A 24,766-nucleotide genomic window follows, 5' to 3' on the forward strand; every position below is an offset into this window, starting at 1 on the left:
ATTAATGTCGTTTGATGTTGATGAAGAGATACTGCAGGACTTTCTGATAGAGGCGGGAGAAATACTCGAACTGTTATCTGAACAGCTGGTCATGTTGGAAAATAATCCAGATGATACCGAACTGCTCAATGCCATTTTTCGTGGATTTCATACCGTTAAAGGCGGAGCGGGCTTTTTAAGTCTGACTCCCATGGTCGATGTTTGCCATGAAGCAGAAAATACCTTTGATTTGCTGCGTACTGGCAAACGAAGTGTCTCTGCTGAGCTTATGGATATTATTTTACAGGCTGTCGATGCGATTAATTCGATGTTTGCCGAGACGAAAGCCGGACAAGTTCAAAGCCCTGCCGATGCAACCTTACTGGCAAATCTTAAACTGTTAAGTTCTGGCGGTATGCTCGCATCAGAGGTGGCATTGTCTGCCGGTACGGCAGAGGCAACGATTGTCGATGAGGTAGCCGATGTTCCTAGCGATGAAGGTGCCACCTTGTTTGAACCGCTTGATACCAGCGATAACACAGTAGTGAGTGCTGTTGATGGTGGCAGCGACGGCAGTATTGATGAAATCAACGAGTCAGAATTTGAAGCCTTACTCGATGCGCTGCATGGATCGGGTAAAGGCCCAACAGTGACTGAATCAGCTTCTAATGATGTTAGCTTGTCCAGTGATGATATTACCGATGATGAGTTTGAATCGCTGCTAGATGAGCTGCACGGCGCAGGCAGTTTTAAACCACCTGTAGCCGCCATTGCCAAAGAGCCTGAGGCGCCAGCTCCAGCAGTTGATGCCGACGAAATTAGTGACGATGAATTTGAAAAGTTACTCGATGAATTGCACGGCTCTGGTGCAGGCCCTGGCGCTTCATCTATTGCGGCTCCGGCGGCGAAAGTGGTTGCAGCGCCCACGCCTGCAGCGGTTGAAGTGACACCGAGTCCGGCTAAGACTGAAGTTAAACCACAAGCCGCCGTTACTAAAGCACCTGCTGCTAATATGCCACAGGCCGAAACCACAGTGCGGGTTGATACTGCTCGACTCGATGAGATCATGAATATGGTCGGAGAGTTAGTATTGGTACGTAATCGTCTGCTGAGTCTTGGCATTTCTCGTGATGACGAAGATATGTCTAAAGCTTTAGCTAATTTAGATTTGGTGACTGCCGATCTGCAAGGTGCGGTGATGAAAACCCGCATGCAACCGATTAAAAAGGTATTTGGTCGTTTCCCTCGCGTGGTACGTGATTTAGCTAGAACGCTTAACAAAGAGATTGATCTTCGCATGATAGGCGAAGACACCGATCTGGATAAAAACTTAGTTGAAGCACTGGCCGACCCACTAGTTCACTTGGTGCGTAATTCTGTCGATCACGGTATAGAGATGCCTGATGAGCGTGAAGCTAACGGTAAAACGCGTACCGGCACCATTACCTTGTCAGCCAGTCAAGAGGGGGATCATATCCTGCTCAAGATTGAGGATGACGGCGCAGGTATGGATCCCGATAAGCTTAAGCAAATCGCTATCAGCCGTGGTGTGCTCGATGAAGATGCCGCTGCGCGTATGACGGATTCAGAAGCATATAATCTGATTTTCGCCCCAGGTTTTTCAACTAAGGTAGAGATCTCCGATATTTCCGGCCGTGGCGTGGGGATGGACGTTGTTAAGACGCGTATCACCCAGCTTAATGGCACGGTGCATATTGATTCGCTCAAAGGCAAAGGCACTTGTTTAGAGATTAAAGTCCCCTTGACCTTGGCGATTATGCCAACACTGATGGTGGAAGTGGCCGAGCAAGTGTTTGCTTTGCCGTTAACCAGTGTGAATGAAATTTTCCATCTTGATTTGACAAAAACCAATATTGTAGATGGTCAGCTAACCGTTATTGTTCGTGATAAGGCGGTGCCGCTGTTCTATCTAGAGAATTGGCTTAACAGGAAAGAGAGCGGCTTCAAGCATGGCGATAAAAAGAAAGGCCATGTGGTGATCGTTCAGTTAGGCACAATTCAGATAGGTTTTGTGGTTGACTCCTTGATTGGTCAAGAAGAAGTGGTAATTAAGCCGTTAGGGACCTTGCTTCATGGCACCCCAGGTATGGCGGGTGCAACGATCACCTCTGATGGGGGGATTGCATTGATCTTAGACGTACCTGGATTATTGAAGCATTACGCTAAAAACAAGCAGTAAACGTTAAGTAAGACTGTCTGATAACCTATTAAGCGTGACCCCGTAACAGGGTCACGTTTGATTGCTTACAGAGGTTTGCTGTCGATAGGAAATTGAATGGCCATTAAAGTATTAGTTGTCGATGATTCGAGTTTTTTTCGTCGAAGAGTCAGTGAGATCGTATCTAAGGACCCAGATTTAGAAGTCATAGGTACTGCCGTCAATGGCGCTGAAGCGGTTAAACTGGCCGAACAGCTCAAGCCTCAAGTGATCACCATGGATATCGAGATGCCAGTGATGGACGGCATTACCGCTGTGCGTCAGATCATGGCTAAGTGTCCGACGCCTATTTTAATGTTTTCCTCTTTGACTCATGATGGTGCCCAAGCCACGTTAGATGCGTTAGAAGCGGGCGCACTCGATTTTCTGCCTAAGCGTTTTGAAGATATTGCCACTAATAAAGATGACGCCATCGTATTACTGCAGCAGCGCATAAAGGCATTAGGACGACGTCGAATTTATCGACCTATTACGCCACGTCCAGCGTCAGTGAGTACTTTAACCAGAACTGGCGTAACTGTGAGCACGGATAGTCGAGAGGTGGTGGCCCCCGATAGACCCACTTCCCGCAGCCAAATGTCACACCGGGCGAGTGGTAAAAAGTACAAAATATTACTTATCGGTACATCAACGGGTGGCCCGGTAGCCCTGCAGCGGATTTTAACCAAGCTTCCCGCTAATTATCCACACCCTATTTTATTGGTACAGCATATGCCAGCGGCGTTTACGCCAGCCTTTGCTACGCGTTTAAATAGCTTGTGCGCGATTAATGTTAAAGAGGCAGAAAATGGCGATCAACTGCGTGCAGGTTGCGCTTATTTAGCCCCCGGAGGCATGCAAATGATGCTGGAGCGCAGCGGCGCTTATGGGCGGATTAAAATTATCGCTGGCAGTGCCGATATGAACTATAAACCCTGTGTCGATATTACCTTCGCCTCGGCGTCAAAGTTGGTTGGGGGAGATGCGCTTGCGGTGATCCTGACCGGAATGGGGGCTGATGGTCGTGAAGGCTCGCGAATGCTAAAAAATGTGGGCGCCACCATTTGGGCCCAAGATGAAGCCAGTTGTGTTGTGTATGGTATGCCACAAGCGGTAACGGCTGCGGGGATATCAAGCAAGTCATTCGCCTTGGATGAGATGGCAGAAGCGATTTTAACTGAGACTGGTCGTGGCTAAACAGCAGATAAGTACTACCACTATGTTGTGGCTATTCTTACTTATCATTAGCAGTATCGTGACCGGGGCGCTGTATTTCGATATGCGGCATAAAAATAGTCTGTTAGAAGCAAAAATTGCTGAACTGGAAAATAGCCAAGTACTATTAATGGTGCCAGAAGAGCAGGCGCAAACATTTGCCCAATGGATGGCGGCTAACCCAAAAGTGACGCAGTCAATTATTGGACAGGCTCAACCCGGCTCACAGGTGCGGATTGAAATGGGATTACTTGGGGATGCGAGGGGCAGCCGTTCACCGATCATGACGCCACAAGCGAGCGATGCAGCAGATCATTTGCCTATAAAGAGTGATAGAACTGCCCATTCGCAAACCAATGAACTGTCTGAAAGTGAAGATGGTGTTAAGGTGATAGCCTTACCTCATGGGGGAATTAGGGTGACCACGCGTGATGATAATTAAGTCAATAAGCTAGCGAAACGCTGCAGGATATAAAGGGGTTTTTGTTGAAGATCTGGACCATAGCAAACCAAAAAGGCGGTGTGGGTAAAACAACATCGGTAGTCAGCCTTGCAGGTGCGTTAGCGAAGCGCGGTCAACGGGTATTGATGGTCGATACCGATCCCCATGCATCGCTGGGCTATTATTTGGGGATCGATTCTGAATCGATTTCTGGGTCCTTGTATGATCTGTTTTTGAACCATAAGACACTGACTAAACAGCAGGTGTCCGAGCATATTGTGCTGACCAAAGTCGAGGGGATAAGCTTATTGCCGGCGACGATGGCGTTAGCGACTCTAGATCGCTCCTTAGGTCATCAAGAAGGCATGGGGTTGATTTTAAAAAAACTATTGTCTTTGGTCGAGCAGGATTACGACACCGTACTTATCGATTGCCCCCCGATCCTTGGTGTCTTAATGGTAAACGCATTGGCAGCCAGTGAGCATATATTGGTGCCGGTACAAACCGAGTTTTTAGCGATAAAGGGCCTGGACAGAATGGTGAAAACCATGATTCTAATGGGGCGTTCGAAAAAAATCACATATAGTTATACGGTGATCCCAACCATGTATGACAGGCGCACTAAGGCGTCTTCATCAGCACTACAACACTTAGAAAGTGATTTTGGCGCGGCGTTGTGGCCAGATGTTATTCCGATAGATACCAAGTTTAGAGACGCTAGCTTAGCGCATCTTCCAGCCTCTCATTATGCGGCGAATTCGCGTGGTGTAAAAGCTTATGAGCGCTTATTAGATTATCTGCTCAGCAAGGAATTTGCTCATGTCGAACTCAACTGATGATGCGGTGTTAGATTATTTTTCACTGTTGCTAGCAGAAGATATCACTGAGGATAATGCGCAGCCTGAGACGGATATAACGCCGAATAAACAGCAAGGCAGGCAAGATGATAAACAGGTTAATGAAGCTATCCGTGTCATTGTCCCTGAGGTTAAACCGGTGTTACAAACCGCCAAGGTAAATCAGCAGGCTAATTATGCGACACCAAAGGTTAATAAAAAATCATTAGCGCAACTGTTAGCACCAGTGGCTGAAGCGTCTCCAACTGATATTGGCGCTAAGTTAATTGCCAATCTTGAAACTCGAATTGAGACCAAGTTAACACCTCAATTGAAAACGGAATTAAAGACGGGATTAAATACACAACTGCAGGTTAAGATTACTGATAAGACAGTGGCGGAGATAGCGAAGCCTACGTCGCAAGTCAAAGAAAAGATTGCAACTTCAGCTACTCTTAATTTGGGTCGTCAAGAGGTTGTTGAGACAGAGCAATCTATTGCTCCTCAAACCCAAACGGGCTCAAGTCCACCCGGGATAACCGAGGCATTAATCGACACTTTGGATGAGCAATTTCAAGTATTATTTTTTAACGTTGCAGGTTTAACGCTTGCCGTCCCTTTAGTCAGTCTAGGTGGCATTGTTAAGATTGAGCGGGTTAACCATATCATGGGAAGACCGAACTGGTACCATGGTGTTCAAGCGCATCGCGGCTCACAGCTCAACGTGGTCGATACGTGCGCCTGGGTGATGCCCGAAAAATACGATGACAAACTAGCACAATCGGTGAATTACCAATATATTGTGCAGCTAGAAAACAGCAACTGGGGATTGGCGTGCGAATCGCTAATCAATTCAGTTAAAATTTTAAAATCGGAAGTTAACTGGCGTACCAAAGCGGGTAAACGCCCTTGGTTAGCTGGCGTTGTGAAAGAGCAGATGTGCGGCATATTACATGTGCAAGCATTGATTGAATTGTTGAATTTAGGATTGAGTAGTCAGGACTCTATTGACTGAGGTTTATATGGCAGATGTAAGAAACGTCGCGGCAGTGGCTGCAAGTAAAGATGATGAAGTGTTGCAGTGGGTTACTTTCCGTTTAGACAATGAAACCTATGGCATTAATGTGATGCAGGTTCAAGAGGTGCTGCGTTATACCGAAATAGCTCCTGTTCCTGGTGCACCGCATTATGTGTTGGGTATCATCAACTTGCGCGGTAATGTGGTTACTGTTATCGATACCCGCTCACGCTTTGGCTTGGCTTCATCTGATGTCGATGACTCAACCCGTATCGTGATCATTGAAGCTGAAAAGCAAGTGATTGGTATTTTGGTTGATAGCGTTGCCGAGGTAGTTTATCTACGTGCTTCAGATATCGACAATGCCCCTAATGTGGGCACAGAAGAAAGTGCTAAGTTTATTCAAGGTGTCAGTAATCGAGATAATGAGCTGTTGATCTTGGTTGATCTAGATAAGCTTTTATCTGATGAAGAGTGGATGGAATTGACTCAATTATAATAAGTTAAGCTGTTAGCGTATTATTCAGCTAGGATAAAAGCCATCGCTTATCGCGATGGCTTTTTAGTATAATCGACAGCCCACAGTATAACGGTGGTCTAACCTTCGTGACGTATCACAATAAATAGAATGGATTGGAGCGGAATATGATTGCCGATGAAATTTTAATCGCGGCATTACTCTATGTAATTGCTTGCTTAGCATTAGTATTATATCAACAAAAACAAACAGCTAAGTTACGATCTAAGGTGGATGCGTTGACATTACTGGTTAAAGAGAGTGATCGCCAGCGAGAAGCGGTTAAACGCGAATTGCAAGAGTTACGCACCGGGACCATTGGGGTTGGCCGGCGGATGCTCGAATTAGAAAAACGATTGGCAAAGCAAGATGCCAGAATTGATGAAACTAGCCAACAAGATCCGCAATCGCGCCTCTATTCTAGGGCAATGAAGATGGTGTCATTGGGCGCTGGAGTCGATGAATTGGTCGCCGAGTGTGAATTACCCAAAGCTGAAGCCGAATTGCTTCTCAGGTTACATGGCAAGGGCTAATGTGGAGTCATAACAATCTACTCAAGGTGAGGAGTTAAACTGCTTCAACGATTTTTTGGTGCATATTATCCCAACGGTCGGGAAATTTACCATCTAGCATATAAGCAAAAGCGATCAACTCGGCAATAAGTAGGTAGAGTTCTTTTGGTATTTCTTCGCCAATCTCAAGTTTTTGTAAAAAATGACTTAGATCCGGGTTTTGATGAATATAAATGCCCGATTCTTTGGCTAGGGCGATGATCTCCGCTGCCACTAAATCGCTGCCTTTGGCTGTGATCTTCGGACTCGATACTCCATCATAGCTTAACGCGACCGCTTGAGTAGCACCCGAAGTTGTGTTCTTGTCTGTAGACATAATGGGTTGGCCTTATGCTTTTATTTTAACTAAGTAGTGCTCACCAGGCAGTAAGCTAGCAGGTACCTGGTTTTGCTGAGTAATTATATTGATACTTCGCATACCGATATTGGTTAGTTTTTGTTGTAGCCCCTCAAGGCGTAAATCGATGCTTGTGAGCAGTGGCTTACTATCTGAGGTAAAGCTAAGGTTAAGTTGCTGTTGTTTGATATCAGCATTGATCAATAGGCTACCACTAGTTAAGTTAAACTTAAGCTGTAACCGCCATTTATTCTTGTTATCAGCATCTTGAGTTGTTTGTTCAAAATGACCTTCTAGCTCCTCTTGCTTATTGTCTAGGGTATAAGGCAAGGCAAAATACCAGTTGATGCCTTGATTGTTATCACTACTGGCTTGCTGATATAAAGACAAGCCAGATAACAACTTACCCATAGATTCACCCACTCCCGCTTTATCTAATAATCTCAGCAGGGAAGAACTTGCTCCAACTTGTCGCTGTAGTTGCATAAGGTATTTACTGGCATCGACTTGGCTGTTTTGTTGTAAATTACGACCTAATAATAACTGAAAGAGCACCGCGATAGTGCCACTATGACTAGCAGCTGATGTATGGGCGGTTAGCGGAGAGGCTATTCCTGCTAAGGTATCTATCAATTCTCGTTGCAAAATGTTTGGCACGGCGAGATCGGCTAAAGGACGAGGAAAGGCCAGAGCCAGTTGCTGCTTGACTAAGCTCAGTAGTGATTGCTCACTCGATACCTGGGATCTGCTTGAGTGTGTTGCTTCACTGCTGACTAATTGCTGTAGTGCTTGGCTTAATCCCCTGTGTATGGGGGAAGAAGGCGGGCCTAAAGTCTGGCCTGTGGGTTGGCTGGTACTGCCCATTGTTGAGGTAAGCCACTGTGAGTTAAGCATCAATGGATGAACTGTGCCCTGTGCCGTAGTTCCGCGGTTGCCCTCGATGAAGGGTATCTTAATGTTAGCCAGTAATTGATAGAGGTTAGTCGCCTTAATTATGGCATCGTCTCGGGCCGTCATGGGGCCAAAAAACGGGATCTTTTCCCCTAGAAGTGGTAGTGGATTGGCTGCAAAAAATGCATTGCTGGAGAGCTGTACCGCGGTGGCGTTTTGTAAGGTCGCTAGTTGTGACTGAGGCACGGCTTGTTTGGCTAAGTGCTGACTCAATTGACTGTAAGTGCTAGTTAGCGAGGGGAGGGTGGCCAGTTGCTGGCTTGGTGACTCCTGTTTAGGTGCTTGCATTAATGTCATTGGGGATAAGGTGACTGCAATTTGACCGAGCTTCGCGGTGAGGCTTAAGTGTAGTTGGCCATTTTCCACTATGATAGCTGCGCCATAGGTGCCCGAGGGTAAGGTATTATTGCTCGTGGTGAAAGCTAATGCGCCAGCCAGACTGACCATACCCGCCACGACCTTTGCCTCGCCAAGGGGATAGCCTTGTGCCCTTGATGCCAACTGAGCCAGTTGTATGAGGTTGACTTGGTTACCCTTAATATAAGCCTGCAATGGCGCTGGAATTTGTTCGTTATAGATATTACCCAATAATTGCAATTTAGCACTAAGATTGCTTGATGCTGGATTGGCGCTATAAAGTTGTGTGACCACGACTTTTTGTTGGTCTGCCGTACTCATTACTTGGCGATCGATACGACGAGAGTATTCTATACGGTAGTTGTGCTTATTGAGGCTTATAGCGTCACCTTCTGCAGTGCGCTTGAACTCGACCGGGATAAGGACCTCAGCTTTACTGGTACTGAGTGTGGTTGAGGTCGCCACAACGTCCGTGTTTACAGGCCTTATAATACTGTTTTGATTCAAGAGGCAGCCCCAAACGGTTAAGTGATTAAAGACATTTTACAAATTTCAATTTGACCTAGTGATTTTGCTGAGTATCCTAGGCGGTCTGAAAGGCAAATCAAACTGTGTAGTCTAGTATTATCTATATCGTCACAAGTACAGATGACTTTAGATATGGTTAATGCTGTATAGGAATCCGAGTTATATGAAGTATAAATGGAGTGCGTTAAGCTTGCTATTGCTTGGGGCGCCTTTGGCAGCCCAAACGACACAAGAAGATGAGAATAATGCTAAGGAAAGCACCATAGATGTCGCTATTATTTATAATGATGACAGAGATCCTTTCGAGAGCTTTAACCGCACCATGTGGGATTTTAACTACCTTTATTTAGACAAATATTTATATCGACCGGTTGCCCACGGTTATAATGATTACTTGCCTCGCCCAGTTAAAACTGGGGTGAATAACTTTGTACAGAATTTCGAAGAGCCAAGCTCTCTAGTGAATAATGCCTTACAAGGTAAGTGGGGCTGGGCGGCAAATGCGGGTGGTCGCTTTACGATTAACACCACCTTAGGCTTACTGGGTATTGTTGATGTGGCTGATATGATGGGCTTACCACGTAAGCAAGATGAGTTTAGTGAGGTATTAGGCTATTACGGCGTGCCAAACGGTCCCTATTTTATGGCGCCTTTTTTAGGCCCTTATGTAACGCGTGAATTAGCGTCTGATTGGGTCGATGGACTCTATTTTCCTTTGTCAGAACTGACCATGTGGCAGTCATTGGCCAAGTGGGGATTAAAAAACCTGCATCGACGCGCTTCAGCTATCGATCAAGAGCGTCTAGTCGATAATGCATTAGATCCTTATGCTTTTGTGAAAGAAGCCTATTTCCAACATGTAGACTATAAAGTATATGACGGTGATGTACCTGTCTCGACCGACGATGATGAGTTGCTCGATGAATACATGCAAGAATTAGATTAAATCAACTCACCTTTTACTTATTATTTATTAATAGGTTAGTAGTTTTACTTGTTATCACGTACTAAGATGTACTAGGTTAGTTAGCTTTGCCGCTGTGCAAAGTATGGGGAGCTGAATGGCGTTAGAAGATCTCGTGATTTTGTTGGTTGAAGACGATCCGGTATTTCGCAGTGTGGTCGCCGCCTTTCTCTCGAACCGAGGAGCCACTGTGGTTGAGGCCGATGATGGTCGACAGGGGTTAGAGCGCTTTAGCCAGACTGATTTTGATATTGTATTAGCGGATTTAAGTATGCCGATTTTAGGCGGTTTAGAGATGCTAAAACAGATGGTGAAACGAAAGCCAAACACTTTATCTATCGTTATCTCGGGTAATCAGGTGATGGCCGATGTTGTCGAAGCCCTGCGGATCGGTGCTAGCGATTACTTAGTGAAGCCAGTCAACGATCTGTATTTGATTGAAAATGCCATTCATCAATGTATCAACCCACATCAACAAGATGTAAAGCTTGATGACTTAGAAGAACTGTCCTATCAAGAGTTAGAAGAACACCTTAACTTGTTAGAGCGAAATGCTGAAGCGGCCAAAAGTGTTCAGCAGCAGCTCTTTCCTCCCTCAGAGATTGATTACCCTAAAGCGACTATCGATTATAGCCTATTTAAAAATGACGATGTTAGCGCCTACTTTATCGATAGCGCTAATGTCGGTGAGCAATATCAAATTATGTATATGGCTCATTTTCATCCGCAAGATAACCGCGCTGCGTTTGCGAGTGTTCTGCTTAAAAGCTTTGTGAATCAAAAGCTGAAACTATTTCGTAATGGCAACAGCCAAACGGTGATCGAGCCTTTTAATATGCTGAGCTACCTCAATGACAGGATCAGTAAGTCTGGCTTGGATATTTATATCGATCTTATCTATGTGGTCGTGGAGTTAACGCATTACCGCGCCTCTATTGCTCAAGCAGGTAAAGGGTTGAGATGCTATATACGTAATCACGAGGGGTTATTACCTCTGGCGATGCCTGATGCACTTCAGCTAGGGATTTTTGAGTGGGGGCAACCTAGCACTCAGTTTAGGGATTTAATGCCAGCAGAACGTTTGTGTATAGTCTCGAGTGTTAATGAACATAAAAGCATGTTGTTGGCCAATCACTTTGTCGGCTTAACTTATGAAACCACGCTAGCACCAGGTGGTTATGTACAGATGAGCTTTTAATTACCTGAGATCCCGGCTTATCTGCGACCCAGATTGCCTTTGCATTGCGCATAAAAAAACGCCTTACAATGTTTTGTAAGGCGTTTTTATTTCGTTAAAGCTTATCTTTTAATCGTAATCGCTTCGTGTTCTGCAGTAACAGCAATTTCCGCTTCTAGTGCTTCTTCTTCAGTTTGCGGGCCATCTTCAGCGCCATGCATCCAGTCGACAAGTTTATCTGCCATGAAGTATAGGATAACCGCTGAAATGGCTGCCGTAATAGCAATACCAGCAAAGATAGACATAGCATTAGCCAGTTGATCTTCTACCGAACCACCAGGACCAATTAACGACCCCACTAAACCACCGATCTTATTTGCAGCGGCAATAAATAGGAACCAGGCACCCATCATGAGTGATGCAATACGTAGTGGAGCCAGCTTAGTCACCATAGATAAGCCAATCGGTGATAAACACAGTTCACCCATAGTATGGAAGAAATAAGCGCCCACTAACCACCACATGCTTGATTTAGCGTTAGCATCGCCGCCCATCTCAAGTACGGCACCGATCATAAATAGGAAGCCGATAGCCAATAAGGTTAAACCAAGGGCAAATTTTACCGGTGAGTTGGGTTCTTTTTTGCCTAGATGGATCCAGATAGAAGCCACTACCGGAGCGAAGACCACAATAAAGATAGCGTTAAGCGATTGGAACCACGTTGTAGGCACTTCAAATGAGCCTATCATACGGTTGGTAAAGTCATTGGTGAACAGGTTCATTAGGCCACCGGCCTGCTCGAAACCAGCCCAGAATATGATGGTAAATAAGCCCATAACCATGATCACTTTAATACGATCGCGCTCAACTTTGGTTAAGGGTTCTTTACGTAGTTCACCTCTGGCTTCTGCATTTTGTTTCTCTAACTTAGCAGCGGGTATTGTTCCAATGTCGCCTAATAGCTTTTGTGCAAACAAGAATTGGATAATGAGTGATATCACCATACCGATACCAGCGCAGAAGAAGCCAGCCTGCCAGTTGTTGATAAACACTTCTTGTCCATCAATGACTTGAGTGTAGCCAAAGGTGGTATATGCCCAAGCAACAATAAATCCAGAAAGTGCTGCACCTAAGTTAATCCCCATATAGAAGATAGTAAATGCACCATCACGACGGTGATCGCCTTCTTCGTATAGATCACCAACCATGGTTGAAATGTTCGGCTTAAACAGACCATTACCTAAAATCAGCGTACCAAGACCAATATAAAAAACCGTGGTCTCTAGCCCTGGGATCCAGCTATGTGGCGCGGCAAGTACAAATTGGCCTATCGCCATTAATGCACCGCCTATATAGATAGCTTTACGCTGACCTAGAATATTATCGGCTAACCAACCACCGAGCAGTGGTGTTAAGTATACTAGACCTGTGAAGGTGCCATATAGTGAGAGGGCATCGGCTTGGGTCCAACCCAATCCGTGTCCACCTTGAGATTGAACTGCGTCGACAAGATATAACACCAAAATCGCACGCATTGCGTAATAACTAAACCGTTCCCATAATTCTGTTGTAAATAACAGAAACAGCCCTTTAGGATGCCCGAGCATCGTACCTTGTGGTTTTGCTGCGCTCATGTAAGTCTTCCACCTTCGCTTGTGATTGCCTACATATACAATATCTATGTAGAAAAATTTATTGTTTCAATATTATCAATGTCTTAACAACAGGAGCTTACTTGGGATAATCTGTTTTAAGCTAAAGAAATTATTCAAGTTTTTAGTTGTCTATCTGTTGCAGACTTTTGTTATTTTTTAATATTTAACGTATTAAATTGTTTTAAACCCACCTTATATACCCTTTTAGTTGCCTAAAAGTCAATTTGATCAACTTAAACGTATAGTTATTGAACATTTACTACACCACTTACTATTGCGACATTTGTTGGTTATCTGTTGCCATGTTTGGCTTACCGAATTATTGACTTTTGAGTTATAAAATCACGTTTTCAAATAATGAAACTATTTGTTATGCTTTGCCGCTTGAATAGGATGTTATCCACATTATCCCGTTGTCTTTACTACGAGTGAATCTCAGCGCCAATGACTGCCTTATTACGTTTGAGTAGAGATGGGCTAATTAAGTGGTCCCTATTTTTTTATTTTAAAGTTAGGCACTTGAGAAAAAACTATGAAAGCTTGGTATTTGTTGTATTGCAAACCCCGCGGCGAAGCTAGGGCGCAAGATAATTTAAAACTACAGCAGATTGAGACCTACCTTCCTACACTGCCACAGCAAATAACCAAAGCTGGAAAAACGACCGTAAAGCGCGTTCCGTTATTTCCCTGTTATCTGTTTATCCATTTTGATCCTGCGGTTACCAGTGTTAGTCGTATTCATTCCACTCGAGGTGTCTCTCGTATCGTCGGTTGTAAAGAATTGATGACACCGATTGACGATAGCATTATCCATGGGATAAAGATGCGAGAGCACAAACTTATCAATTTGCCCAATTTTGATAACGTTGAGCAACAAGAATTAGCTGAAGGCGATAAAGTAAAATTTATAGAAGGTCCATTTATCGATCTTGAAGGCATTTTTACTGAACAGAGCGGTGATAAACGCTGCCATATACTGTTTGAGATCATGGGACAACTGAAACGAGTCACTGTGCCTAAAAGCAGTATAAAACCGATTGGTGAAGTTTGAATTACATGGCTATAAATGGTGGATGTACTTGTATATAGCGAGTGTATTAGCGCTTTAAATGACGAAAAAGCCTCGTTTTGATGTAAGAGATCTGCCATTGTTGGCTCTTTGATTTGCTAAGTAAAGCTGGGTCGAGTGATAAATGTGCACGATTTAGACATGAATGTGTTTTAATCTTTACTTGTTTGTTTTTAAAGACTTTTTATTTTATTGGTGAGACTGAAGTATAAAGTTCATAATCAATTTGTTATCGAACAAGGGGCCCGACCAGTAATATCTTACTAAATAATAGTGTTTTTTTACTACCAAGTTGCCATTTTGACTATTTGACCCTACAAATGGCGTATTAATAAGCAGTACTTGAGGGCCGATTCCAGTATAATATGCCGCTGCTTTACTCAGGGTAAAATCGAAATCTAACCCTATAAAGACACAGATAATGCACTGCTGTGCAGAACAGAGTAACGATAGACAGTTTTAGTATGGAAGACCTATGCGCTTGTTTTCTCATACTAAAGTGGTTTAACAAAAAATATAAAACATGAAGAATTCGTATAACGAAGGGCAATTTGGGGGCCGCAACCTATGGGCGGTAGCGTGTCTACAGATTTTTTCTTGAATAGTTAATTGTCATATATCAATAACTTACCTTCGCTTTGTGTGTCTGCTATCGAACCATTTTAATAGCGTCATCTAATTTTGATTTAAAGCTCAATGATGAAGTTATGTCTTAGTTGTGCTTTAAGCTACCGCCATTATGGTAAGCGTTATTCTAAATTATTTACAAAACGGGTTTAACGCCTTAAAGCCATTGTGAATACACAGGCTGCACAGTCGTTTTAACGTTTGACCTCAATTTATCATTTAACTTCTTTTCCACTGCTCGAGAACTACTTCTCGATGCTTTGTTTATCAATGGAGATTATCGGTGTTACAACAAACCAAAAAAGTCATAATAACGGCAGTTGCAGCCCTAATGTTGATGGCTACTCAAGTTCATGCGATCACACCATCCCCTGAGATGATAGAGCAATTTAAAACGTTACCTAAAGCTGAGCAGGAGCGAATAGCTAAACAGTATGGCATCGACCCTTCAATGCTATCGGGTGGCAATGCTTCGCAAGCAAAATTTGAAAATCCACAACTTGTCGATCCTCGTGGAGCCAAAGGGCAAGAATGGTCAGAGCAAGAGTTTGCTGATGACGATAAAAAACAACGTGATGAAGAAGAGACTAAACCAGAATTAACACGTTTTGGTTACGATTTATTTGAAGGTGAGCCAACAACCTTTGCGCCAGTCTCTGATGTGCCAGTACCGAGCGAATATTTAGTCGGCCCTGGCGACACTGTTAAGGTGCAACTGTTTGGTAAAGAGAATAAAGAATACGATCTGACCATTAACCGTGATGGCAATATCCAGTTTCCGGAACTTGGACCAATCTCTGTGGTAGGGTTAAATTTTGCCCAGTTACGTGAATCATTACATCAACGTATCGCTAAGCAGATGATCGGGATTGAGTCTAATATCACCATGGGCGAACTGCGTTCAATTCGCATCTTTATTGCCGGTGATGCATACAAACCAGGTTCATACACTGTATCGAGTTTATCTACCGTTACCCAAGCTTTGTTTGTTGCTGGTGGTGTAAACGAGATTGGGTCACTACGTAACATTCAAGTCAAGCGCAACGGTAAGTTGGTTGGCAAAATGGATTTATACGATCTCTTGATGCGCGGTGATGCTTCAGGCGATGTAAATTTACGTTCGGGTGATGTGGTATTCATTCCTGCCGTAGGCGGTTTAGTCAGTATAGACGGTGAAGTCAGACGTCCTGCCATTTACGAGCTAAAACAAAACGAAACCATTGCCGATGTGGTTGCCATGGCAGCAGGATTAAAGCCTGGTGCTTATCCTAAAAGTAGCAGTGTTGAGCGCTTTAATGCCACAGGCTTACGAGCAATGGTCAACGTTGACCTAACCACCCAAGCGGGTAAAAGCATTAAAGCGAAAGCCGGCGATTATATTCGTGTAAAAAATGCATCAAGTCAGTTTGAAGATACTATTACCGTAGTCGGCGCAGCCGTGCGTCCGGGTAAATACCAATGGTATGAAGGCATCGCCATCAGTGACGTATTGCCTTCCATTTGGGGCGATTTATCCATTTCTGCAGATTTAAATTACGCCATTGTCATACGTGAAGTGAATCGGTATGGCGATATTAAAGTGTTGCAATTTTCACCCAGTAAGGCGATCGCCGATAAGGCCGTTGGCCAGGATTTGGTATTGCAGTCACGCGATAAAGTGATGCTGTTTAATTACAGTGATGAAATTCAAAATCGCTACGACCTCAATAAATTAGTAAAAGAGCGAGTATTAAAGGTCACGTCACTTAATGACGATAGCTTACTTGGTAATGATCTGTTCAAAGCAGGTTTTGCTCAACTTGAAAAGGCGCAATTATCTTATCGTAGTGAAATCGGTGGTGTGGTTGTTGCCAAGGAAGCACCTGATGATGCAGAGCTTTTAATCAAAGGTGAAGTCAACAAGATGTTAGCAAATCTGTTTGACGATGATGAGCTTATTCAATTAAGCGGCGTGATGAATCGTAACGAACTGTTATACCCTGTTATCACTAAGTTGGCAGCTCAAGGAGGTTTGGATAGCGGCGCCCAAGTTGTAGCGATTAACGGTAAGGTACGTCACCCTGGTCTTTACCCATTATCACAAAGTGGAAAAGTCAGTGATCTTGTTAATGCGGCAGGTGGCTTAACGGAAGGCGCTTATACTGTCCGCTCTGAAATTACCAGTACTGTTACTATCAATGGATCATCTGAGGTGCGTCATCATACGATTAATTTAGACGCTGCTTTAGGCGGCAGTGAAGTGGATAATAGAGCCTTACAGTCTCGTGATATCTTAACTGTATTGACAACGCCTGAGTGGCAAGAAAATAAGTCGGTTGAGATTCGTGGTGAAGTTAAGTTCCCTGGTGTGTACAACATCCGCCGCGGTGAAACATTAGCCGATGTTGTCACGCGTGCAGGTGGTTTCACTCAATATGCTTATTTAAATTCAGCAGTATTTGTGCGTGAGTCAGTGCGTCAGCAAGAGCAACTTGAAATTAAAAAGCTTGCTGACCAATTGCGTCGTGATATTGCGACCCGCGGTGTATCTAAAGACGGTAATGTCGTGAACTATAGCGACGCTCAGATGATGCTAGCAGATCTTGAAAATATTAAAGCCGTTGGTCGTTTGGTTGTCGATTTGTCTGCAATATCTGTGGGTATAACGCAGGCCGACATTCAATTAGAAGATCAAGATATTTTATATGTGCCATCGACGAAACAAACCATCTCTGTTATGGGCGAAGTGCAGCACGCAGCAACCCATAGATTTAAAGAAGGCTTAACGCTAGACCAGTATCTAGCTATGTCTGGCGGCACAAGAGAGCGCGCCGATGATGGTCGTACTTATGTGATAAAGGCCGATGGGTCTGTGATGATGCCTAGCCGCTCAATGTGGTTTAGCAGTGCAGAAAAACTCAGTCCAGGTGATACCATCATTGTTCCACTCGATACTGAGTACAAAGATAACCTCACGTTGTGGAGTCAGATCACAGGTATTATTTACAATACCGCGGTCGCCATTTCCGCAATATCAGGCATATAAACATATTAAAGAGTTAACGAGCCTCAATATTTGGGGCCGTTAATAATGCTTCATTAAGCAACATTATTAATCAGGTTGTTTTATTTGAGCAGCACTAATCATAAATATTAAAACTAAGAAGATAATGAATACACAAATAAAGCATTACGATAAGGACCAAGAGTTTGCAGCAATGCCTGCAGATGATGAAATCGATCTTCGAGAACTCTTTGCCGTGATCTGGCAAGGAAAGTGGTTGATTATTGCTATTACTACCATTTTTGCTATCGCCTCTGTCATTTTTGCTATTTTGCAACCCAATATTTATAAATCAGAAGCTTTATTGGTCCCCGCGAGTGAAGAGCAAAGCGGTGGGTTAGGTGGTTTAGCTTCACAATTTGGTGGCTTTGCTAGTATTGCTGGAATTAATCTAGGTGGTGGCGGTGGAGTTGATAAAGTTCAGATGGCAATTGAGGTGATGAAATCACGTCAATTTGCTAGTGAATTTATTCAAAAACATAACCTTCTGCCTGACTTGATTGCCGCTGTAAAGTGGGATATGGGTGATAACACTGTCAGTTACGATCGTGATATCTATGATGCTTCAGCGAAAAAATGGGTGCGTGAGGTCAAAGCGCCATATAAACCTGAGCCATCGATGCAAGAAGCCTATAAAGAATTCAATAAAATCGTTAGTGTTAATTCAGCCAAAGATACAGGCATGGTTACCGTATCTGTAGAACATGTTTCTCCAGCGGTTGCACAACAATGGGTGACTTGGCTGGTTGCAGATATTAACAAAGAAATGAAAGAGCGGGATGTTGCTGAAGCATTGAGAAGTAGCGAGTTTTTAACACAGCAGATCGCACAAACGAATGTCGCCGATATTCGAACAATCCTATATAAATTGATTGAAGATCAAGCAAAAACGATTATGTTCGCTGAAGTACGGGACGAATATGTATTTAAAACAATTGATCCCGCAATCATTCCAGAAGAGAAATTTAAGCCTAAACGTGCATTAATTTGTGTTTTAGGGACCATGTTAGGCGGAATGCTCAGTGTGATGTTCGTTTTGATTAGGCATTTCGTTAGAAAAGAAAGATGAAGCTATTCGAAGTACGAATTTTAAAATAGAAAGTATTTAAAAATGAAAAGCCTATTGAGACTGTTTTAAGAAAAACAGTGAAGCCTTGTTTTTATAAAGGATATTAAAATTTCGACTGTCTCAAAATGGATAAATATGCCTCAGCTTAATTTGACAAGCTGAGCTGTAAATGTGTTGTATTTCAATTTCTTGTTCTAGAAGAAATTGTTCTTAAATTAGGTCTGAAGTAATGACAAAAATGAAAGTTCTTACTGTTTTTGGTACACGACCAGAAGCAATTAAAATGGCACCTTTGGTTCACGCTTTAGCATCTGATGATAGATTTGAGGCAAAATGTTGTGTTACTGCTCAACACAGGGAAATGCTTGATCAAGTATTAGAGCTTTTTGAAATCACGCCTGATTACGATTTGAACTTAATGAAAGCAGGGCAAACGCTTAATGATGTAACTGCAAGAATTGTTCAAGAGCTAAAGCCTGTACTTCTGGAGTTTAAACCTGATGTTGTACTTGTTCACGGCGATACGGCAACAACATTTGCAGCAAGTTTAGCGGCATATTATGAACAAATTGAAGTAGGCCACGTTGAAGCAGGGCTTAGAACTGGAAATATTTACTCTCCATGGCCAGAAGAAGCTAATAGGCGATTAACGGGAGTACTTACCAAATACCACTTCGCACCCACAGAAACATCAAAACTGAACCTTCTTAAAGAAAACTTTAACCGAGAAAATATTATCGTAACAGGTAATACAGTTATTGATTCACTCTTGATGATCAAAGATAAAATTGAGAAGGATGAAGATTTAAAGAGAACGCTCGCTATTCAGTTCCCAGTTTTAGACGTAACTAAAAAATTAATTTTAGTTACGGGGCATCGTAGAGAGAGTTTTGGTGGTGGTTTTGAACGTATTTGTGAAGCATTAGCCTTGACAGCTAAAAAGCACCCTGATTGCCAGATTCTTTATCCAATGCATTTAAATCCTAACGTTCGTGAGCCTGTAAACCGCATTTTAGGTAGTATCCCCAATGTGCACTTAATCGAATCTCAACAGTACCTTCCATTTATTTATTTAATGACCCGTGCGCATATTATTCTGACGGACTCTGGCGGTATTCAAGAGGAAGCTCCATCTCTAGGTAAACCTGTTTTGGTTATGAGAGATACTACTGAACGACCTGAAGCAATTGAGGCTGGCACAGTAAAGTTAGTTGGTACCGATGTGGATAGAATTGTGACGGGCTTGACGACCCTAATTCTAGATGAGCAAGCTTATAAAGAGATGAGCTTTTCACATAACCCTTACGGTGATGGACATGCTTGCCAACGAATTCTAGATGTTCTAGCAAAATAATTTAATTTAACGAGAAGTATATATGTCTTTTGAAACAGTCTCAGTTGTCGGTTTAGGCTACATTGGTCTGCCAACAGCAGCAATGTTTGCATCACGCAAGAAGAAAGTAATTGGTGTGGATGTTAACCAACATGCTGTCGACACTATTAATCAGGGTAAAATTCATATCGTAGAGCCTGAGCTAGATATGATAGTAAATGCCGCGGTAAAAGAAGGTTACCTAAAAGCAGTAAGTGTACCTGAGGCTGCAGATGCCTTTTTAATTGCAGTTCCAACCCCTTTTTTACCTTGCAAAGAGGGTGACATTCCTGCTCCAGACCTTTCTTATATTGAAGCGGCTAGCAAAGCTATCGCTTCGGTATTAAAGAAGGGCGACTTGGTTATTTTGGAGTCAACCTCTCCAGTCGGTACTACTGAGCTGATGGCAGATTGGTTGTCTCAAGCTCGTTCAGACCTTACATTCCCACAAACTCATGGTGAAGAAGCGGATATCAACATTGCTCATTGTCCCGAACGAGTATTGCCAGGACATGTAGTTCGTGAATTAGTAGAAAACGATCGTGTTATTGGTGGGCTTACTCCTAAATGTTCACTACGTTCTGTAGAATTATACAGTACATTTGTGCAAGGCGAATGTGTCATCACAAATGCCAGAACAGCTGAAATGGCTAAGTTAACAGAGAATAGTTCTCGCGATGTTCAGATTGCGTTTGCAAATGAACTTTCGGTTATCTGTGACAAACTAGATATCAATGTATGGGAGCTTATCGCTCTAGCGAATCGTCATCCTAGAGTCAATATTCTTCAACCAGGCCCTGGTGTTGGAGGACATTGTATTGCTGTTGATCCTTGGTTTATTGTGTCAAAAACGCCTTGTGAAGCTCAAATTATTCATACGGCAAGAAAGGTGAACGATAGTAAGCCTGGTTGGGTAGTAGATAAAACTAAAATGGCAATTGCAGACTTTCTACAAGAGAATTCTGAAAAGACCGTAAAAGATATTACAATTGCATGCTACGGCTTAGCTTTTAAACCAGATATTGATGACCTACGTGAAAGCCCTGCAATGCAAATAGTGAAAGAAATTGCTTCTTTGCATACAGGCCGTGTTATTGCTGTTGAACCCAACATTCATCAATTGCCTAGCTCGTTGGAACAAGTTGAACTTCAAAGTTTTGAAGTTGCTAAAGCGGATGCTGACATTCACGTAATGCTTGTCGATCATAAAGAGTTCAAAGCTGAATCATTAAACTCGGCATATTTAATCGATACTAAGGGGATTTGGTAATGAGCACTATTTTGCCTTTAATTGGTCGTACCGAAGCTTTATTTACGCAAGATATTGAAAACCATGATGCAGAGTTATCGCGTATTGTTTCTGAATCAAGCTTTTTAGTCCTCGGTGGGGCGGGATCGATTGGTCAAGCTGTAACTAAAGAGATTTTTAAGCGTAATCCGAAAAAACTGCATGTTGTTGATATTAGCGAAAACAACATGGTTGAGTTAGTTCGAGATATTCGTAGCTCATTTGGTTACATTGATGGAGATTTTCAGACGTTTGCTTTAGATATTGGTTCTCTAGAGTACGATGCATTTTTTAAAGCAGACGGTAAGTTTGATTATGTACTCAACTTATCGGCTTTAAAGCACGTTAGAAGCGAAAAAGATCCTTACACTTTGATGCGAATGATCGATGTTAATGTTTTCAATACAGATAAAACGATCCAGCAAGCTATTGATGCTGGTGCTAAAAAGTATTTCTGTGTGTCTACTGATAAAGCTGCAAATCCCGTCAATATGATGGGAGCTTCAAAGCGTATTATGGAAATGTTTTTAATGCGTAAAAGTGAACAAATGGCGATTTCTACAGCGCGTTTTGCGAATGTCGCTTTCTCTGATGGATCACTGTTGCATGGGTTTAACCTGCGCATTCAAAAGCGTCAACCCATCGTAGCTCCTAATGATATCAAGCGTTACTTCGTAACACCTCAAGAGTCAGGGGAGTTGTGCCTAATGTCGTGTATATTTGGTGCAAACCGCGATATATTTTTCCCTAAACTAAGTGAGGCCCTGCATCTTATTTCGTTTGCAGATATTGCCGTGAAGTATCTAGAACAGCTTGGTTATGAGGCTCATCTGTGTGAGACAGAAGAAGAAGCTCGTCAACTAGTCAACACGCTTCCAGAGCAAGGGAAGTGGCCATGTTTATTTACATCTAGTGATACAACTGGTGAAAAGGATTTTGAAGAATTCTTCACTGAGATGGAAGAGCTAGACATGTCTCGATTTGAAAACCTTGGCATTATCAAGAATGAGCCTGACTATGAGTCAGAGTTACTCACTTTATTTGAAGACGGTATTTCAGAGATGAAGGGCAATCGAGCTTGGAGTAAGGAGCAAATTGTAAAGCTATTCTTTACGATGATTCCTGACTTCGGACATAAAGAAACTGGTAAATACTTAGATAGCAAGATGTAACTGGAGTAATTGATGAAAGCGACATCTATTGTTGAATTCGTTAGAGATACATATAGAACTGACGAGTTTATTCCGTTGCATGCACCAACGTTTAATGGCAACGAAAAAACTTATGTAATGGAAACAATTGAAAGTACATTTGTTTCGAGTGTAGGTAAGTTCGTTGATGACTTCGAGCGAAAGATTGAAGTTTATACAGGAACGGCAAAAGCCGTGGCAACTGTAAATGGTACCGCAGCTCTGCATGCAGCATTGTATATGGCTGATGTGCAGCGAGGTGATCTTGTTATTACGCAAGCATTGACCTTTGTTGCAACGTGTAATGCTCTTTACCATATGGGTGCAGAACCAATATTTGTGGATGTTTCTCCAATTAGTTTAGGGCTTTGTCCTAAAGCTGTAGCATCATTTCTCAATGAGCATGCTGAGATAACAGAAACTGGATGTATCCATAAAAACAGCGGAAAACGTATTAAAGCTGTCGTACCAATGCATACATTCGGTCATCCAGTAGAGCTTGATGAATTGCTCGCTGTTTGCCTCAAATGGAACATTGCTTTGGTTGAAGATGCAGCAGAAAGCCTAGGTTCTTTCTACAAGGGCAAGCATACGGGTTCTATCGGTGATTTTGGTGCAGTCAGCTTCAATGGCAACAAGATCATTACCACTGGTGGTGGTGGCATGGTTTTATGTAAAACTCAAGAGCTAGGAGCACGAACTAAGCATGTCACTACGACAGCGAAAGTTCCTCATCCTTATGAGTTTTTCCATGATGAGCCAGGCTTTAATTACCGTATGCCCAACCTGAATGCGGCTTTGGGATGTGCTCAGATGGAAGTGATCGAACAGTACTTGAAGCAAAAGAGAGAACTTGCAGATTGCTACAGTGACTTTTTCAAAGGAACAGACTTTAAGTTTGTTACTGAACCAGATTATGCACAGTCAAACTACTGGTTGAACGCAATAATTTGTCCAGATAAAGAAAGTAGACAAGAAGTTCTTTCTGGGACAAATAGCTCAGGTGTTATGACTCGCCCAATTTGGCAGTTAATGCATAGATTACCAATGTTCGAAAATGCAATGTGTGGTGATCTTTCATACTCTGAGTTTATTGAGGCACACTTGATAAACCTTCCAAGTACACCTGTTGAACTAAAAAGCTAAGCGGGTTAAATAATTAATGACGCAGACACATAAAAAGGTTGCGGTCTTTACAGGTACAAGAGCAGAATATGGCCTGCTCTTTTGGCTTTTAAAGGACATACAAAGCGATCCAGACTTGACACTCCAACTGCTAGTCTCTGGTATGCATCTATCACCAGAGTTTGGTGAAACTTATAAGCAGATTGAGAGTGATGGTTTTAATATCGATGAGAAAATCGAGATTTTGTTATCTTCTGACTCAGCTGTAGGAACAGCAAAAAGCATGGGGCTTGGTGTTCTGGGGTTTGCGGATGCATTAGCACGATTGACGCCAGATGTTCTTGTCATCCTTGGTGATCGTTTTGAAGCTCTTGCTGCGGCTCAGACAGCAATGATACTTCGTATCCCAATTGTTCATCTACATGGTGGCGAAATAACACAAGGTGCTTATGACGATGCAATTCGTCATGCTATTACAAAACTAAGTTATCTTCATGGTACTTCAACGCGCGAGTATCGAAATAGAGTCATTCAATTGGGTGAAGCGCCAGAGAGAGTAAAAAATATTGGTGCAATAGGGTTGGATCACCTAAATAGAGCGTCTTTCATGAGTGTTTCAGAGCTTAGTAAGTCACTTAACTTTGAGTTGATAAATCCCTACTTTGTAGTTACTTACCATCCTGTTACTCTTGGGGATGAATCTCCTGAAGAAAGTTTTCAAGCTTTACTTGATGCATTGGATGAATACCCTGAATATCAAGTTATATTGACTTACCCTAATGCTGATGACGGTGGTAGATGCATTATTCCTTTGTTAGAAGCTTATGCAGCAAGTCAGCCGCAACGAGTGTTAGCGATTGCCTCTCTTGGACAAGTTCGTTATTTAAGCTCAGTGAAGCATGCTACGGCAGTTATTGGTAACTCTTCTAGCGGTATTATTGAAGTTCCTGCTTTCGATGTCCCAACTGTAAATATTGGTTCAAGACAAAAAGGGCGTTTAGCGGCTAAAAGTGTTCTCAATGCCAATGCAACACAGACGTCGATTAACAAAGCTATTAACCTTGCAGTCAGTCGAAAGTATAAAACTGATGGTGAAATTATAACGAATCCATACGGCCAGGGTGATAGTAGTAAACAAGTCATAGAAATGATCAAAGGGTTACATTTTGAGCCTTGTAAGTCATTCTTTGACGTAAACATTGAAGATACTAAGTGAG

At 42.8% G+C, this 24,766-nt stretch carries 20 protein-coding genes; 17 read left to right on the forward strand and 3 right to left on the reverse strand.

From position 1 onward, the window contains the following. Window positions 1-4 precede the first annotated feature (4 nt). The 7 genes from AC5YBZ_RS05760 to AC5YBZ_RS05790 all read left to right on the forward strand — a co-directional run bounded on the left by AC5YBZ_RS05760 (window position 5) and on the right by AC5YBZ_RS05790 (window position 6,758). On the forward strand, window positions 5-2,179 hold the full coding sequence (locus AC5YBZ_RS05760) for a chemotaxis protein CheA (protein WP_494543536.1): 2,175 nt from the start codon (window positions 5-7) through the stop codon (window positions 2,177-2,179). A 96-nt stretch (window positions 2,180-2,275) separates the two neighbouring features. Beyond that, window positions 2,276-3,394, forward strand: coding sequence for a protein-glutamate methylesterase/protein-glutamine glutaminase (locus AC5YBZ_RS05765; RefSeq protein ID WP_494519645.1), 1,119 nt, complete (start codon window positions 2,276-2,278; stop codon window positions 3,392-3,394). Then, window positions 3,387-3,854, forward strand: coding sequence for a membrane anchored protein in chemotaxis locus (locus AC5YBZ_RS05770; RefSeq protein ID WP_494543537.1), 468 nt, complete (start codon window positions 3,387-3,389; stop codon window positions 3,852-3,854). Before AC5YBZ_RS05765 ends, AC5YBZ_RS05770 begins: the two co-directional genes overlap by 8 nt. 44 nt (window positions 3,855-3,898) lie before the next feature. Beyond that, on the forward strand, window positions 3,899-4,690 hold the full coding sequence (locus tag AC5YBZ_RS05775; protein WP_494519643.1) for a ParA family protein: 792 nt from the start codon (window positions 3,899-3,901) through the stop codon (window positions 4,688-4,690). Next, window positions 4,674-5,705, forward strand: a complete 1,032-nt coding sequence (locus AC5YBZ_RS05780) for a chemotaxis protein CheW (RefSeq protein WP_494519642.1) — start codon at window positions 4,674-4,676, stop codon at window positions 5,703-5,705. The genes AC5YBZ_RS05775 and AC5YBZ_RS05780 overlap by 17 nt, the downstream gene beginning before the upstream one ends. A 7-nt stretch (window positions 5,706-5,712) precedes the next feature. Then, window positions 5,713-6,207, forward strand: coding sequence for a chemotaxis protein CheW (locus AC5YBZ_RS05785; protein WP_110456347.1), 495 nt, complete (start codon window positions 5,713-5,715; stop codon window positions 6,205-6,207). Between the two features lie 149 nt (window positions 6,208-6,356). Next, a complete protein-coding gene (locus tag AC5YBZ_RS05790; protein WP_494524799.1) occupies window positions 6,357-6,758 on the forward strand; it encodes a DUF2802 domain-containing protein in 402 nt (133 codons plus the stop codon). 34 nt (window positions 6,759-6,792) lie between these two features. Here the strand turns inward: AC5YBZ_RS05790 and AC5YBZ_RS05795 are convergent, their stop codons facing one another. Then, a complete protein-coding gene (locus AC5YBZ_RS05795; protein ID WP_494519641.1) occupies window positions 6,793-7,113 on the reverse strand; it encodes an EscU/YscU/HrcU family type III secretion system export apparatus switch protein in 321 nt (106 codons plus the stop codon). A gap of 12 nt (window positions 7,114-7,125) precedes the next feature. Beyond that, a complete protein-coding gene (locus AC5YBZ_RS05800; RefSeq protein ID WP_494524522.1) occupies window positions 7,126-8,907 on the reverse strand; it encodes a hypothetical protein in 1,782 nt (593 codons plus the stop codon). Window positions 8,908-9,133: 226 nt separating this feature from the next. Here AC5YBZ_RS05800 and AC5YBZ_RS05805 point away from each other — a divergent pair, with 226 nt between their 5' ends. After that, window positions 9,134-9,916 (forward strand): MlaA family lipoprotein, encoded by a 783-nt coding sequence (locus tag AC5YBZ_RS05805; protein WP_494524523.1) that lies wholly within the window; start codon window positions 9,134-9,136, stop codon window positions 9,914-9,916. A gap of 115 nt (window positions 9,917-10,031) precedes the next feature. After that, complete coding sequence (locus AC5YBZ_RS05810) at window positions 10,032-11,132, forward strand: response regulator (protein WP_494524524.1); 1,101 nt, start codon at window positions 10,032-10,034, stop codon at window positions 11,130-11,132. A 101-nt stretch (window positions 11,133-11,233) separates the two neighbouring features. On the opposite strand, the gene AC5YBZ_RS05815 is transcribed toward AC5YBZ_RS05810, so the two are convergent. Then, the gene (locus tag AC5YBZ_RS05815) at window positions 11,234-12,745 is read right to left on the reverse strand and encodes a peptide MFS transporter (RefSeq protein ID WP_494524525.1); all 1,512 of its coding nucleotides are present in this window, start codon (window positions 12,743-12,745) and stop codon (window positions 11,234-11,236) included. 553 nt (window positions 12,746-13,298) lie between these two features. Here AC5YBZ_RS05815 and rfaH point away from each other — a divergent pair. From rfaH to neuC, 8 genes are all read left to right on the forward strand, one after another. Next, complete coding sequence (rfaH, locus tag AC5YBZ_RS05820) at window positions 13,299-13,817, forward strand: transcription/translation regulatory transformer protein RfaH (protein WP_494543538.1); 519 nt, start codon at window positions 13,299-13,301, stop codon at window positions 13,815-13,817. A gap of 928 nt (window positions 13,818-14,745) precedes the next feature. Beyond that, window positions 14,746-17,487: an SLBB domain-containing protein gene (locus AC5YBZ_RS05825; RefSeq protein WP_494543539.1), complete on the forward strand. Its 2,742-nt coding sequence runs from the start codon at window positions 14,746-14,748 to the stop codon at window positions 17,485-17,487. A 124-nt stretch (window positions 17,488-17,611) separates the two neighbouring features. Continuing rightward, entirely contained in the window at window positions 17,612-18,574 is a 963-nt protein-coding gene (locus tag AC5YBZ_RS05830) for a Wzz/FepE/Etk N-terminal domain-containing protein (protein WP_494543540.1), read from the forward strand. A 238-nt stretch (window positions 18,575-18,812) separates the two neighbouring features. Beyond that, window positions 18,813-19,928 carry a non-hydrolyzing UDP-N-acetylglucosamine 2-epimerase gene (wecB, locus tag AC5YBZ_RS05835; protein WP_494543705.1) on the forward strand — a complete coding sequence of 372 codons (1,116 nt, stop codon included), beginning with the start codon at window positions 18,813-18,815 and terminating at the stop codon, window positions 19,926-19,928. 22 nt (window positions 19,929-19,950) lie between these two features. Continuing rightward, window positions 19,951-21,216, forward strand: coding sequence for a UDP-N-acetyl-D-mannosamine dehydrogenase (gene wecC / locus AC5YBZ_RS05840; RefSeq protein ID WP_494543541.1), 1,266 nt, complete (start codon window positions 19,951-19,953; stop codon window positions 21,214-21,216). Continuing rightward, entirely contained in the window at window positions 21,216-22,406 is a 1,191-nt protein-coding gene (locus AC5YBZ_RS05845; RefSeq protein ID WP_494543542.1) for a UDP-N-acetylglucosamine 4,6-dehydratase, read from the forward strand. The genes wecC and AC5YBZ_RS05845 overlap by 1 nt, the downstream gene beginning before the upstream one ends. A 12-nt stretch (window positions 22,407-22,418) precedes the next feature. After that, the gene (locus AC5YBZ_RS05850) at window positions 22,419-23,570 is read left to right on the forward strand and encodes a LegC family aminotransferase (RefSeq protein WP_494543543.1); all 1,152 of its coding nucleotides are present in this window, start codon (window positions 22,419-22,421) and stop codon (window positions 23,568-23,570) included. 16 nt (window positions 23,571-23,586) lie between these two features. Beyond that, window positions 23,587-24,765 (forward strand): UDP-N-acetylglucosamine 2-epimerase, encoded by a 1,179-nt coding sequence (gene neuC / locus AC5YBZ_RS05855; RefSeq protein ID WP_494543544.1) that lies wholly within the window; start codon window positions 23,587-23,589, stop codon window positions 24,763-24,765. Window position 24,766: the final 1 nt, after the last annotated feature.

The organism is Shewanella sp. 553 (assembly GCF_059338375.1).